The following is a 12,886-nucleotide window of genomic DNA, read 5'->3' on the forward strand; positions in this document are numbered from 1 at the left end:
GGTCGGCCTCAGCGGGCCGGGCGGGGCTGGAAGTCGGCCTCGTCGACGGTGGCGGTGAGGTCGGTGAGCGTCATGTCCAGCTCGGTGCCGGCCAGGACCCCGGTGAAGGCGGCCAGCGTCCCGTCCCCGGTCACGCACGCCTCGAAGTCCCCGGTGAGCTTCACGCACGCGGCATGCCGCCCGGCGATGGTCGTGTCCCGCTCGGTGATCGCCAGGGCCGGGTCGGCGGCGGCCACCCGCAGCTTCGCCTCCACGGCGCCCGGCGTGATCATGCCGGTGGCCGGTGCCGGCTCGGCCGCGTCCGGGGCGGAGACCACGCAGGTCGTGCCGCACCGCGTGGTGGCCGTGGGCGTGACGATCAGCGAACCGCCGGGCCAGCGATACGCCGTACGGGAAGGGGCCTGAACGATCTTCGCCGTGCCCCCACCGGCCAGGCGGTAGGTCGCCGTGTAGGTCAGCCCGGCCGAGTCCGAGAGCTGGCCGGCGATCTGCGCGACCGCGTCCGCCGGACCCACCCCGGCCGCGCTGGCCTGGTCCAGATCGGTGCAGGAGGTCACCGCGAGTAGCGCCCCGACGGCCAGGAAAGCATTCGGGAATCGTCGGCCGGCCATGATTCCCACCCTGGTCGAGAGCTCAGTCGCGTGCAAACGATATATGCCGATCGATAGAAGGCCGGAATTGCCGTTCAGGCGGACTCGGCGGCTTTGGCGCGCTGCATGAGTTGATAGCGCATGACATAACGGCGAATGACCTTCGCCTCCGACTCGGGCGGGTCGTAGAGGGCGACCATCTCCACCGACAACGGCCCCCGGATCGGCACCTGCTGCCGCATCGCGCTGGCCTTCGTCACGGTCGCCACGAACTCGACCACGTCGCCGCCGAGCTGCGTCCGCAGCGACACCTCGTGACCGGGCCGCACCTCGACGTCGGTGAAGTGTGCCCGCACCGAGCGTTCGCTGATGTCGTGGATCCAGCCGATCGCGTCGGGGTGCCCCGAGCGGGTCATCACGATCGGCTCACCGCCGCCTCCGCGCACGTAGAGCCGGTTCTGGACGATCTCCGGCGCGCCGGCCAGCCGCAGCTCGGCGCGGTTCTCGTCGGTGGTGGCGACGGTGGCGGAGACCACGTACCGGCCGCGGGGTGCGGCGGACCAGCGCAGGATCACCTCGGAGCCCTCGCGCGGCACATGGGCGCGGGGGAGCGAGACGGTCACGGCCGCGTCGGTGGCGGCCACGACCCGGACGCCGGGGCGGATGTCGCCCCCGGCCTCCATCTCGACGCGTGAGCCGTCCTCGGGAAACAGGCTGCTGCTCATAGTGCCCCCTGTTTCGGCAGGCGGGCCGTGGTTTTGAGGCATACCGGGCGGTGAAGTTGGCCGGGCGGCCGAACGCGCGGCCGGTCGGCTCGATACGCTCACTGGCGTGGTCGGCCCGCAGGGTCGCGGACCGAAACGGTATTCGTACAACGCTTAGGGAGCGACACCACAAATGGCCACCATTGAAGCGATCGTCGCCCGCGAGATCCTGGATTCCCGTGGCAACCCGACCGTCGAGGTCGAGGTCGGCCTGGACGACGGCACCGTCGGCCGCGCCGCGGTTCCGTCCGGCGCCTCCACCGGCGCGTTCGAGGCGCACGAGCTGCGGGACGGCGACAAGGGCCGTTACCTCGGCAAGGGCGTCGAGAAGGCCGTCGCCAACATCGAGGACAAGATCGCCGACGAGCTGATCGGTTACGAGGCGAGCGAGCAGCGCCTGATCGACCAGAAGATGCTCGACCTGGACGGCACCGACACCAAGTCGGAGCTGGGCGCCAACGCGATCCTGGGTGTCTCCCTCGCCGTCGCCAAGGCCGCCGCGCTCTCCGCCGAGCTCCCGCTGTTCCGTTACGTCGGTGGCCCGAACGCCGCTGTTCTGCCGGTTCCGATGATGAACATCGTCAACGGTGGCGCGCACGCCGACTCCAACGTCGACGTGCAGGAGTTCATGATCGCCCCGATCGGCGCTCCGACGTTCCGCGAGGCGCTGCGCACCGGCGCCGAGGTCTACCACGCGCTGAAGTCGGTGCTGAAGAAGAAGGGCCTGTCGACCGGTCTGGGCGACGAGGGCGGCTTCGCGCCGAACCTGCCGGCCAACGCCGCCGCGCTGGACCTGATCGCCGAGGCCGTCCAGGCCGCCGGCTTCTCCCTGGGCAGCGACATCGTGCTGGCCATGGACGTCGCCGCGACCGAGTTCTACAAGGACGGGTCGTACGTCTTCGAGGGCGCCCCGAAGTCGACCGACGAGATGATCGCCTACTACGCGAAGCTCGCCGCCGACTACCCGATCGTCTCCATCGAGGACCCGCTGGCCGAGGACGACTGGGCCGGCTGGAGCGCGCTGACCGAGCAGCTCGGCAACAAGATCCAGATCGTCGGCGACGACCTGTTCGTCACCAACCCGCAGCGCATCGCCCGGGGCATCGCCGAGGCGGCCGGCAACGCGGTGCTGGTCAAGGTGAACCAGATCGGTTCGCTGACCGAGACGCTGGACGCCGTGGACCTGGCCCACCGGGCCGGCTTCAAGACGATGATGTCGCACCGCTCCGGTGAGACCGAGGACACCACGATCGCCGACCTGGCCGTCGCGGTCGGCTCCGGCCAGATCAAGACCGGCGCGCCGGCTCGTTCCGACCGGGTCGCGAAGTACAACCAGCTCCTGCGCATCGAGGAGCAGCTGGAGACCGCCGCGCGGTACGCCGGTGCGGGCGCGTTCCCGCGTTACCGGGTCGCCTGATACCCGACCGGCCATCATGGTGAAGTGGCACCCGGGCCCACTCGGGTGCCACAATCCGTGACGGTGGTGGGGGAGGGGTGGAGATGACACAGCGTCGCATGCCGAGCGGTCAGGGTCCGTCCCGTCGATCGAGTGGCAGCGGCGGCCGCCCCGGCGCGTCGTCCCGCACCCGGAACACCGGATCGATCCGGGTGGAGGCCCGCCCCACGGTCCGGGTGCCGACCTCGCGCAGCGCCCGGCCGGCCGGCTCCCGGCGTACGTCTCAATCGGGGGGTCCCGCCGCCCGGCGCACCGACGCTCCCCGGCCCCGCGCGCTGACCAGCCGGGCCACCATCCTGCTCGCGGTCTTCGTGGTGCTGGCCCTGGCCTACACCTATCCGATCCGGGTCTACCTGCAGCAGGAGTCGGAGATCGCGCAGCTGAAACGCGCGCAGGCCGAGCAGAGCGGCGAGATCGAGAAGACCGCCGCCGAGCTGGCGAAGTGGAACGACCCGGAGTACATCCGGATCCAGGCCCGGAAAGACCTCTATTACGTACGGCGTGGCGAAGCCCCGTTGCTGGTGATCACCGGCTCGACCGGCGCGCCCCGTGACGCCGACCAGAAGACCCCGGCGGCCGTCCCGGACCGCTGGTACGACACGCTGTGGAACAGCGTCCGAGCCGCCGACGCGGAGCCCTCGAACTGATGGATGCACCAGACCCCGCCGATCTCGACATCGTGGCGGCCCAGCTCGGCCGTCGTCCCCGCGGCACCCGGGCGGTCGCGCACCGCTGCCCGTGCGGCAACCCGGACGTGGTGGAGACCGCGCCCCGGCTCGACGACGGCACGCCGTTCCCCACGATGTACTACCTGACCTGTCCACATGCCACCGCCGCGTGCAGCCGCCTGGAGTCGGCCGGCGTGATGCGGGACATGCAGGAGCGGCTGAGCACCGATCCCGAGCTCGCGGCGCACTACGCGCGGGCGCATCAGGACTATCTGGACCGCCGCCAGGCGATCGACGACGTGCCAGAGATCCGTAACGTGTCCGCCGGTGGCATGCCCGACCGGGTGAAGTGCCTGCACGTGCACCTCGGGCACGCGCTGGCCGCGGGCCGCGGGGTGAACCCGTTCGGCGACGAGGTCCGTGACGCCGTCGAGCCGTGGTGGGTCGGGGGTCCGTGTGTGAGCAGAGACGAGTGATGATCCGTCGCGCCCGCACCGGGGACGTGAAGGCGATCCGGGCCCTGGTCGACACGTACACGACGGATCGGCGGCTGCTCAGCAAGGCGACCGTGACCCTCTACGAGTCCGTCCAGGAGTTCTGGGTCGCGGTGGGGGAGGACGGCGCTGTCGTCGGCTGCGGCGCCCTGCACGTCATGTGGGAGGACCTGGCGGAAATCCGCACGGTCGCGGTCCATCCGAGCCAGCGCGGCCGCAAGATCGGTCACAAGATCGTCACCGCGCTTCTCGACCAGGCCCGTGAGCTCGGGGTGCGCCGGGTGTTCTGCCTGACGTTCGAGACCCGGTTCTTCGGTGCGTTCGGGTTCACCGAGATCGACGGCGCGCCGGTGCCGCACGGTGTCTACGAGCAACTGCTGCGGTCGTACGACGAGGGTGTCGCCGAATTCCTGGACCTGGAACGGGTCAAGCCGAACACGCTGGGGAACACGAGAATGCTGCTCCACCTGTGAGAGTCGCGGCCATCGACTGCGGCACCAATGCGGTCCGCCTGCTGATCGCCGACGTCGAGGGCGACCGGCTGACCGACGTCCTGCGCACCATGGAGATCGTCCGCCTGGGTGAGGGCGTCGACCGGACCGGCATGCTCTCCCCGGCCGCGATCGAGCGCACGCGGGTCGCGCTGGTCGGCTACGCCGCCGAGATCAAGAGATCAGAAGCGGTCGCCGTACGGATGTGTGCCACCTCCGCCTCCCGCGACGCGTCGAACGCGCAGGAGTTCCGGGACATGGTGCGCGGGGTGCTGGGCGTCGACCCGGAGGTGATCACCGGTGAGGAGGAGGCCACGCTCTCCTTCCTCGGGGCGGTGAAGGGCCTGACGGCGCCCGGGCCGTTCCTCGTGTTCGACCTGGGTGGCGGTTCCACCGAGTTCGTCACCGGCACGGACACCGTGGAGCGGGCCGTCTCGATGGACATCGGCTGTGTCCGGATGACCGAGCGGCACCTGCACGGCGACCCGCCGTCGGCCCAGGAGCTGGCCGCCGCGGAGAAGGACGTGACCGTCGCGGTGGACACGGCCCTGGCCGCGGTCGCCGGTCGCGAGGCGCGCACCCTGGTCGGGCTGGCCGGCACGGTCACCACGGTCGCCGCCCTGGCCCACCACCTCCCCGAATACGACTCGTCCCGCATCCACCACAGCGAGATCAGCCGTGCGGCGGTCGGCCGGGTCACCGGGGAGTTGCTCGGGATGACCGTCGAGCAGCGCCTGGCGTTGCCGGTGATGCACCCGGGGCGGGCCGACGTGATCGGCGCCGGCTCCCTCATCATGCGGATCATCCTGGAGCGCTCCGGCCACGACACGGTCATCGCCTCGGAGCACGACATCCTGGACGGCATCGCATTCGGGTTGACCGCCTCGGCCTGACCGGTCCCTGAACGGGCGGCTCTCGCTGCCCGTTCGGCCCGTTTTCGCTGCCCGTGTGTCGTCACCGCGGGCACACGGGGTGATATTCCCAGCAAAGTCACAGCGCTACCCGAGCGATTTCAGATAAATGCAGCTAGATCGGGGTCGCGCGACGTTCCCGCCGGTCGTTATTCTCCCCTGCCAGACGATCGGACGGTTGTCGTCCGCGAAAGGAAGCATCGATGTCGAACCCGGTTGAGCCGACCCACGGCGGCCAGGCCTTCCCGCCGCCGAACACGGGCGGCGCCGCGTACCCGCCGCCGAACGCGGGCACCCCGGGAGCGCCCGGTGCCTATCCGCCGCCGAACGCCGGTGCGCCCGGCGCCTACCCCGCGCCCGGTGCCGGTGCTCCCGGCGGCTACCCCGCGCCGGGTGCCGGTGCTCCCGGTGGCTACCCGCCGCCCGGCGCCGGTGCCCCCGGTGGCTACCCGCCGCCCGGCGCCGCGGGCTTCCCGCCGCCCGCCCCGGTCGAGCCGGCGAAGAAGTCCGGCGGCAAGAAGGCCCTGAGCATCCTCGGCGTGATCGTGATCTTCCTGGTGATCTTAGGCGCCAAGGTCGGCCTGCGCTCGCTGTTCAACGGTGGCGACCCGACCAAGGACGCCAAGGCCGGCGACTGCATCTCGGTCAGCGAGAACCTCTCCGACAAGGAGACCAAGACCGAGGCCGACATCGTCGAGTGCTCGGACTCGAAGGCCAAGTTCGTGGTCCTCGCCAAGGTGCCCGGCACCGACGACGTGAACGGCACCGCCTGTGACTCCTTCTTCAAGGAGACCGACAAGGACCCGGCGATCCTCTCCAGCCCGGTGGGCTCGGACGCCAAGGACAAGTACCTGCTCTGCGTGAAGGCCAAGGCCTGATCCGCGGCATGAGCTGATCGGGGGCGGCGTTCCGGGCCTGGAACGCCGCCCCCGGTTGCATCACGACACGCGCGGGATGTTGTGCTGATCCGGTGCAACCGTCGGAGTCCTCACCGCGTACGCCGGAAGGGGTTGTCGCACAGGCGGCCGGGGCCGCGTCGCTGACCGTGCTCGACGCCCGCATCGCGGACTGCTTCGCCTGCCCGAGGCTGGTCGCGTGGCGCACCGAGGTAGCCACGGTCAAACGGGCCGCCTTCCGGGACCAGGAGTACTGGGGCCGGCCGATCCCCGGTCACGGGCCCGCCGACGCGTCGATCGCGATCCTCGGCCTGGCACCCGCCGCGCACGGCGGCAACCGCACCGGCCGGATCTTCACCGGCGACCGGTCCGGCGACGTGCTCTTCGCCGCGCTGCACCGGGCCGGCCTCGCCAACCAGCCGACCAGCGTCTCCGCCGACGACGGCCTGGAACTGCGGCACACCCGGATCTTCGCGGCGGTGCGCTGCGCCCCGCCCGACAACAAGCCCACCCCGCAGGAACGCGACACCTGCACGCCCTGGTTCCGGCGCGAGCTGGAGATGATCAAGCCCACACTCCGGGTGGTGGTCACCCTGGGTGCCTTCGCCTGGGCCGCCTGGTGGCCGGCGATGCGATCGGCGTACGGCGTGAACCCGCCCGTCCCACGCCCGAAATTCGGGCACGGAGCCGAGGTCAGCCTGCCCGGCGTACCCCCGGTGCTCGGATGTTTCCACGTCAGCCAGCAGAACACGTTCACCGGCCGGCTCACCCCCGACATGCTCGACGCGGTGTTCACTCGTGCCAAGGTTCTCGCGGGCCTGGCATGATGCGCGTGTCCGAATCCCGTTTCGAGTCACGGATCTGAACAAGCCCGCATGGACCTTGTACAACTGCGCCGCTGGTGGCCGCTGGCCGCCGTCATCGCGCTGCTCTTCGTGACCTCGCTGGCAGCGACCCGTTCGGCGCCCCAGCTGGATCGGATCACCCCGCGATCGGCCACGCCCACCACGCAGGCCCCGCTGCTGCCGCCCACCCCGAACCCGACCGCGGCCGAGGCGACGCAAGCCCCGGTCGAGGCTGCCCGCGGCCTGCCCGACTGGATCGGCACCGTCACGATCGTGCTGCTCACCGTCGTGGTGATCGTCATGGTGGCGATCCTCACCTGGGCGCTGCTGCGCGACGTGAAGCGCCGCCGGCGCGGCCGGACCGGGCGCCGTGACTCACGACGTGCCGGCAACACCGCGGAGGACCTGGTGGCCGCGCTCGACGCCGGCCTGGAGGAGCTCTCCGACGCCGACCGGGACCCGCGCCGCGCGGTCATCGCCTGCTGGGTGCGGCTCGAACAGGCGGCGGCCGAGGCCGGCACCCCGAAGCATCCCGGCGACAGCCCGACCGACCTGGTCGGGCGCCTGCTCGCCGAGCAGCGGGTGGACGCCGCCGTGCTGGCGGCGCTGATGGAGGTGTACCGGGAGGCGCGCTACGCGACGCACACGGTGGACGACCGGATGCGCCTGCAGGCCCGTAACGCCCTGGAGCGGCTGCGCGCCGACCTGGGAGCGGGTGTTCCTGCATGAGCGAGCTTGCGAGTGAATCATCGGGCTCGGTCAGAAACTCATGGCGACGCCGGAGCGCAGCGGAGGTGTCGGCATGAGCTACGGGGGGTTGGGCGAGCTCTTCGAGATGACGGCGGCGCCGTCCGCGGAGCCGGCGCCGAAGGTGCGGCGACGCCGCTCGCCCGTCGTGCGGATCGTCGGCAACGTGATCCTGATCGCCGCCGCCACGGTGGTGGTCGTCGCCGCGCTGCGGGCCGGCTCGGTCCACGCCCCGCTGCTGCTGGTGATCGCCCTGCTGGCCGGGTTGCGCCTGGTCACGATCGCGGCCGCGGCGGTCCGCCCGCCCCGCGGGGTCCGCGGCGGGGCCGGGGGCGGCAGCGAGTCGGCTCGCGCGGCCGACTCGTTGCGTGCCACAGTGCGCCGTTGGGAGCGAACTCTCGACAAGGCGCACTCCGACCCGGACACCTATGCGCGTAACGTCTTGCCGGTGCTCGGCGAACTCGCCGATGAGCGCCTGCGGTTGCGACACGGAATCACCCGGGCCGGTGACCCGGCCCGTGCCCGGGAACTGCTCGGCGAACAGGCCTGGTCGGTGCTGTCCGACCCGGGCCGGCGCGGGCTGAGGACGCGCGACCTGGAGACGTACGTACAAGCGATGGAACGACTGTGAGAAAGGTGCGCCGGTGACGCAGACAGGCGTACAGGCCCTCCCCCCGTTCGAGGTCGGGCGCCTGGCCGGAGCCGTCCTCGACGCCGTGAACAGCGTCCTGGTCGGCAAGCGGGAGGCCCTGGAGATGGTGCTGGCCGGCATCCTGGCCGGCGGGCACGTCCTGCTGGAGGATCTGCCGGGGCTCGGTAAGACGCTGACCGCCCGTTCCTTCGCCCAGGCGCTCGGGCTGGACTTCCGGCGGCTGCAGTTCACCCCTGACCTGCTGCCGGCGGACGTGACCGGCTCGTTCCTCTACGACCAGCGCAAGGGCGACTTCGCGTTCCGGGCCGGCCCGGTCTTCACGAACATGCTGCTGGCCGACGAGATCAACCGGACCCCGCCGAAGACCCAGTCGGCCCTGCTCGAGGCGATGCAGGAGAAGCAGGTCTCGGTCGAAGGCGTCACCTACCGGCTGGACCCGCCGTTCCACGTGCTGGCCACCGCCAACCCGATCGAGTACGAGGGCACCTACCCCCTGCCCGAGGCCCAGCTCGACCGCTTCATGCTCCGCGTGTCGTTCGGTTACCCGACCGCGGAGGAGGAGTGGGAGGTGATGCGCCGCCGGATGTCGCGCCGGCAGGAGGAGTCCCAGATCGCCCCGGTCGTCGACGCCCGCACGCTGCAGGTCATGCAGGCCGCGCTGGAGTCGGTGACGGTCGAGGACTCGATCGGCCGCTACATCGTGTCGCTGGCCGCCGCCACCCGCGAGCACAACGCGGTGCTGGTCGGCTCGTCGCCACGTGGCTCGCTCGCGCTGCTGCTCCTGGCCCGCGCCCGCGCCGCGATGGCCGGGCGGGACTACGTCGTGCCCGAGGACGTCAAGGACGTCGCCGTGCCGGCACTGGCTCACCGGATCACGCTGCGCCCGGAGATGTGGCTGCGCCAGGTCAACCCGGCGTTCGTGGTGCAGGAGGTGCTCAGCGCGGTGCCGGCCCCGGCCAGCGGGGCGCTTCCGACGTACGCGCGGCATGACTGAACCGGCCGCTCCGAGCTGGGCGCCGACCCGTGCGCTCGGCCGTTCGGTGCTGCTCACCGGGCTGTTGTTGCTGCTCGGGGTGGCGCTGGGACGGGTCGACCTGGTGCTGCTGGCCGCGCCGTTCGCGATCGGGGCGGCGCTGCATCTGCGGCGGCGGCCGGAGTCGGTGCCCGAGGTGACGATCACGGCCGACGAGACGTACCTGGTCGAGGGCGGGGCGGTGCAGGCGGGGCTGACCGTCGCCAACCCCGACGCGCTCGGGTACGACCTGGTCGTCGTCCGTACCAAGACGTCTCCCTGGCTGCGCCTGGAACACTCGGACCGCCCGTTCGCGATCACCGTCCCGTCCGACGGCTGGGCCGCGATCGACCTGCCGGGCGAGGCGCTGCGCTGGGGCCGGCAGGACGTCGGGCCGGCCGCGGCCCGTGCCGCTGCCTGCGGTGGGCTGCTCGCCAGCCGCCCGGTCGTCACCCCGGCCCGCGGCGTCCGCGTCTACCCGACGACCGAGCCGTTCAAGGCCACCGAGGCGATGCCGGCCGCGGCCGGTCTCGTCGGCGCGCACCGCTCGCGGCGGCTGGGCGAGGGCGGTGAGCTGGCCGGCGTGCGCCAGTTCGCTCCTGGCGACCGGCTGCGCCGCATCGACTGGCGGGTGTCGCTGCGCACCCGCGACCTGCACGTGGCGTCCACCCTCTCGGACCGCGACGCCGAGGTGCTGCTCCTGCTCGATCTGCTCGGCGAGGTGGGCCGTTCCGGCGGTGTCCGCGGCAGCGCGTCGGTGCTGGACACCACGGTTCGCGCCGCCGCCGCGGTCGCCGAGCACTACCTGCACCGCGGTGACCGCGTGTCGCTGCTGGAGTACGGTGCGACCGCCCGCCGGCTGCGCGCCGCGTCCGGCCGCCGGCAGTACCTGACCGTTCTGGAGTGGCTGCTCGACGTGCGCGCCGACCCGGTCGAGGAGGACTACGAGCCGGCCCTCGGTGCCCACCACATCTCGACGTCCGCGCTGGTCGTGGTGCTCACCCCGCTGGTCGACCCGCGCGCCGCCGACATGCTGGCCCAGCTCACCCAGGCCGGCCGTTTCGTCGTCGCGGTCGACACGTTGCCCGAGGAGACCGCCCCGCCGGTCCGCAACCAGTGGACCCCGTTCGCCACCCGGCTGTGGCGCATCGAGCGGGAGAACGTGCTCGGCCGGCTCCGCGAGCACGGTGTGCCGGTGGTCACCTGGGCCGGCGCCGGCAGTCTCGACCTGGTGCTGCGCGACGTGGCCCGGATGGCCGCCGCGCCGAGGGGGCGCTGACGTGCTGACCGGTCTGCTCCGGCGACTGAGCCGGATTCCCACCGTGGTGCGGCGGGCCACCGTCGTGCCGGTGACGGTGCGCTGCGGCATCGCGCTCGCCGGGGTGCTCGCGATGACGGTCGCCTGGCCGACCGCCTTGCTGGCCAGCCAGTTCGTCGTGCCGCTGCTGGTGATCGCGGTGTGGCCGGCGTTCGCGCCGCGGGGCCGGGGCGCCACGTTCGCCGCGCTGATCGCGGTGGCCGGCTGGATCGTCGACACCGCCGGTTACGACTCGCGGATCGCCCTGTGGCGGGTGGTCTCGCTGGCCACCCTGCTCTACCTGGGTCACACGCTCACCGCGCTGGCGGCGGTCCTGCCCTACGACGCCGTGGTGAATCTCGACGTGCCGGGGTTGTGGATCGGGCGGGCGCTGATCGTCGTGCTGATTTCCGCCGTGTTGACAGTGCTCGCTCTGGGCCTTACCGAGGACCTTGGTGGCGACGCGTTCCAATTGGCCACATTGGCGGGATTGGCTGCTGCGACGGGAGTGACGGTAATTCTCGTACGCCTTACCAGGCGAACCTGAATTTCGGGCTGTTTATGTGTCCTTCGACACTTGACTTTCAAGGTTGCGATGGTCACAGAACGACGCATGAACTGTCGGTCGCGCGCGAGAATAGGAGCGTGAATCCGCCGCGCATAGTCGTCGTAGGAGCTGGCCACGTCGGGCTGTACACGGCCCTTCGCCTCTCCAAGAAGCTGAACCGGAACCACGCCGAGGTCGTTGTCATCGACCCCGTGCCGCACATGACCTATCAGCCGTTCTTGCCCGAGGCAGCGGCCGGTAACATCTCGCCGCGCCACGCCGTCGTGCCGCTGCGCCGTGAGCTGAAGAAGTGCCGCATCGTCTCCGGTGAGGTCACCAAGGTCGAGCACGCCAGCAAGACCGTGACCATCCAGCCGATCGACGGCCCCTCCTACGAGATGGCCTACGACCACATCGTCGTGGCGCCCGGCTCCGTCTCGCGGACTCTCCCGATCCCCGGCCTGAGCGACATCGGCATCGGTCTCAAGACCATCGGTGAGGCCATCTACCTGCGCAATCACATCCTCGACCGGCTCGACGTCGCCGCCGTGACGCCGGACCCGGAGGTGCGCAAGGCCTCGCTGAACTTCGTCTTCGTCGGTGGTGGCTTCGCCGGCATCGAGGCGCTCGCCGAGATGCAGGACGTGGTCGCCGACGCCTTGAAGTACTACCCGGAGCTGGACCCGAAGGAGGTCCACTTCATCCTGGTCGAGGCGACCAACCGGATCCTGCCCGAGGTCGGGCCGGAGATGGGCGCCTACGCTGCCCGTCAGCTCGCCGCCCGCGGCATCGACCTGCGCCTCGACACGTTCCTGAACTCGTGCGTCGACGGCCAGATCGAGCTCTCCGACGGTGACTCGTTCCGCGCCGAGACCCTGGTCTGGACGGCCGGCGTCAAGCCGTCGCCGATGCTGCAGCAGACCGACCTGCCGCTCGGCCCGCGCGGACACGTCAACTGCCTGCCCACCCTGCAGGTCGCCACGCTCGAGGGCGAGGTGCTCGAGGGTGCCTGGGCCGCCGGTGACTGCGCGCAGGTCCCCGACCTGACCAACCCGGGTGGCTGGTGCTCGCCGAGCGCCCAGCACGCGGTGCGGCAGGCCAAGGTGCTCGCCGACAACATCGCGCAGGTCGTCCGGGGCGGTGCCCCCACGGAATACCGGCACAAGCACGTCGGCGGCGTCGCCGGCCTGGGCCTCAACAAGGGTGTCGCGCACGTCTACGGCATCAAGGTCAAGGGTTACCCGGCCTGGCTGATGCACCGCTTCTACCACGTGAGCCGGATCCCGTCGTTCAACCGCAAGGTGCGGGTGCTCGCCGACTGGGTGCTGGCCTTCTTCCTCAAGCGGGAGACCGTGGCGCTCGGCCAGCTGCACCGCCCGCGCGAGGAGTTCCTCGAGGTGACCCCGCCGGTCGCGCCGAAGCCGAAGGCCGAGGAGAAGACCGGGGACAAGGTCGCCTCCGGCTCCCGCTAGGCGGTAAGGCCGCTCCCCGCTCCCGGGCGGCACCAGCTACGGTG

At 71.3% G+C, this 12,886-nt stretch carries 15 protein-coding genes; 13 read left to right on the forward strand and 2 right to left on the reverse strand.

Features of this window, described 5'->3' with window-relative positions; translation table 11 throughout:
• Positions 1–8 precede the first annotated feature (8 nt).
• Positions 9–611, reverse strand: coding sequence for a hypothetical protein (locus Acy02nite_RS10115; protein WP_203739685.1), 603 nt, complete (start codon positions 609–611; stop codon positions 9–11).
• Between the two features lie 74 nt (positions 612–685).
• Positions 686–1,315 carry a hypothetical protein gene (locus Acy02nite_RS10120; RefSeq protein WP_203739686.1) on the reverse strand — a complete coding sequence of 210 codons (630 nt, stop codon included), beginning with the start codon at positions 1,313–1,315 and terminating at the stop codon, positions 686–688.
• 172 nt (positions 1,316–1,487) lie between these two features.
• Between Acy02nite_RS10120 and eno the strand changes: the two genes are divergently transcribed.
• The 13 genes from eno to Acy02nite_RS10185 all read left to right on the forward strand — a co-directional run bounded on the left by eno (position 1,488) and on the right by Acy02nite_RS10185 (position 12,842).
• Positions 1,488–2,771 carry a phosphopyruvate hydratase gene (gene eno / locus Acy02nite_RS10125; RefSeq protein ID WP_203739687.1) on the forward strand — a complete coding sequence of 428 codons (1,284 nt, stop codon included), beginning with the start codon at positions 1,488–1,490 and terminating at the stop codon, positions 2,769–2,771.
• 83 nt (positions 2,772–2,854) lie between these two features.
• Positions 2,855–3,457 carry a septum formation initiator family protein gene (locus tag Acy02nite_RS10130; RefSeq protein WP_203739688.1) on the forward strand — a complete coding sequence of 201 codons (603 nt, stop codon included), beginning with the start codon at positions 2,855–2,857 and terminating at the stop codon, positions 3,455–3,457.
• On the forward strand, positions 3,457–3,954 hold the full coding sequence (locus Acy02nite_RS10135) for a DUF501 domain-containing protein (RefSeq protein WP_203739689.1): 498 nt from the start codon (positions 3,457–3,459) through the stop codon (positions 3,952–3,954). The genes Acy02nite_RS10130 and Acy02nite_RS10135 overlap by 1 nt, the downstream gene beginning before the upstream one ends.
• Entirely contained in the window at positions 3,954–4,445 is a 492-nt protein-coding gene (locus tag Acy02nite_RS10140; protein WP_203739882.1) for an amino-acid N-acetyltransferase, read from the forward strand. Before Acy02nite_RS10135 ends, Acy02nite_RS10140 begins: the two co-directional genes overlap by 1 nt.
• Complete coding sequence (locus tag Acy02nite_RS10145; protein WP_203739690.1) at positions 4,442–5,356, forward strand: Ppx/GppA phosphatase family protein; 915 nt, start codon at positions 4,442–4,444, stop codon at positions 5,354–5,356. Before Acy02nite_RS10140 ends, Acy02nite_RS10145 begins: the two co-directional genes overlap by 4 nt.
• A gap of 221 nt (positions 5,357–5,577) precedes the next feature.
• Positions 5,578–6,252: an LppU/SCO3897 family protein gene (locus Acy02nite_RS10150; RefSeq protein WP_203739691.1), complete on the forward strand. Its 675-nt coding sequence runs from the start codon at positions 5,578–5,580 to the stop codon at positions 6,250–6,252.
• A 92-nt stretch (positions 6,253–6,344) separates the two neighbouring features.
• Positions 6,345–7,097 carry a uracil-DNA glycosylase gene (locus tag Acy02nite_RS10155; protein WP_203739692.1) on the forward strand — a complete coding sequence of 251 codons (753 nt, stop codon included), beginning with the start codon at positions 6,345–6,347 and terminating at the stop codon, positions 7,095–7,097.
• 48 nt (positions 7,098–7,145) lie between these two features.
• On the forward strand, positions 7,146–7,844 hold the full coding sequence (locus Acy02nite_RS10160) for a DUF4129 domain-containing protein (RefSeq protein ID WP_203739693.1): 699 nt from the start codon (positions 7,146–7,148) through the stop codon (positions 7,842–7,844).
• A gap of 73 nt (positions 7,845–7,917) precedes the next feature.
• Complete coding sequence (locus Acy02nite_RS10165) at positions 7,918–8,493, forward strand: hypothetical protein (protein ID WP_203739694.1); 576 nt, start codon at positions 7,918–7,920, stop codon at positions 8,491–8,493.
• Positions 8,494–8,506: 13 nt separating this feature from the next.
• A complete protein-coding gene (locus Acy02nite_RS10170) occupies positions 8,507–9,508 on the forward strand; it encodes an AAA family ATPase (protein ID WP_203739695.1) in 1,002 nt (333 codons plus the stop codon).
• Entirely contained in the window at positions 9,501–10,805 is a 1,305-nt protein-coding gene (locus tag Acy02nite_RS10175; RefSeq protein WP_203739696.1) for a DUF58 domain-containing protein, read from the forward strand. Before Acy02nite_RS10170 ends, Acy02nite_RS10175 begins: the two co-directional genes overlap by 8 nt.
• Position 10,806: 1 nt before the next feature.
• Positions 10,807–11,370, forward strand: coding sequence for a hypothetical protein (locus Acy02nite_RS10180; RefSeq protein WP_203739697.1), 564 nt, complete (start codon positions 10,807–10,809; stop codon positions 11,368–11,370).
• A gap of 98 nt (positions 11,371–11,468) precedes the next feature.
• Positions 11,469–12,842 (forward strand): NAD(P)/FAD-dependent oxidoreductase, encoded by a 1,374-nt coding sequence (locus tag Acy02nite_RS10185; RefSeq protein WP_203739698.1) that lies wholly within the window; start codon positions 11,469–11,471, stop codon positions 12,840–12,842.
• The last annotated feature ends 44 nt before the right edge of the window (positions 12,843–12,886 follow it).

This window comes from Actinoplanes cyaneus, assembly GCF_016862095.1.
Lineage (GTDB): Bacteria > Actinomycetota > Actinomycetes > Mycobacteriales > Micromonosporaceae > Actinoplanes > Actinoplanes cyaneus.

Coding starts and splice junctions, on each gene's coding strand:
- Acy02nite_RS10115 (WP_203739685.1), bottom strand. CDS start 611: ATGGCCGGCCGACGATTCCCGAATGCTTTCCTGGCCGTCGGGGCGCTA.
- Acy02nite_RS10120 (WP_203739686.1), bottom strand. CDS start 1,315: ATGAGCAGCAGCCTGTTTCCCGAGGACGGCTCACGCGTCGAGATGGAG.
- eno (WP_203739687.1), top strand. CDS start 1,488: ATGGCCACCATTGAAGCGATCGTCGCCCGCGAGATCCTGGATTCCCGT.
- Acy02nite_RS10130 (WP_203739688.1), top strand. CDS start 2,855: ATGACACAGCGTCGCATGCCGAGCGGTCAGGGTCCGTCCCGTCGATCG.
- Acy02nite_RS10135 (WP_203739689.1), top strand. CDS start 3,457: ATGGATGCACCAGACCCCGCCGATCTCGACATCGTGGCGGCCCAGCTC.
- Acy02nite_RS10140 (WP_203739882.1), top strand. CDS start 3,954: ATGATCCGTCGCGCCCGCACCGGGGACGTGAAGGCGATCCGGGCCCTG.
- Acy02nite_RS10150 (WP_203739691.1), top strand. CDS start 5,578: ATGTCGAACCCGGTTGAGCCGACCCACGGCGGCCAGGCCTTCCCGCCG.
- Acy02nite_RS10160 (WP_203739693.1), top strand. CDS start 7,146: ATGGACCTTGTACAACTGCGCCGCTGGTGGCCGCTGGCCGCCGTCATC.
- Acy02nite_RS10165 (WP_203739694.1), top strand. CDS start 7,918: ATGAGCTACGGGGGGTTGGGCGAGCTCTTCGAGATGACGGCGGCGCCG.
- Acy02nite_RS10175 (WP_203739696.1), top strand. CDS start 9,501: ATGACTGAACCGGCCGCTCCGAGCTGGGCGCCGACCCGTGCGCTCGGC.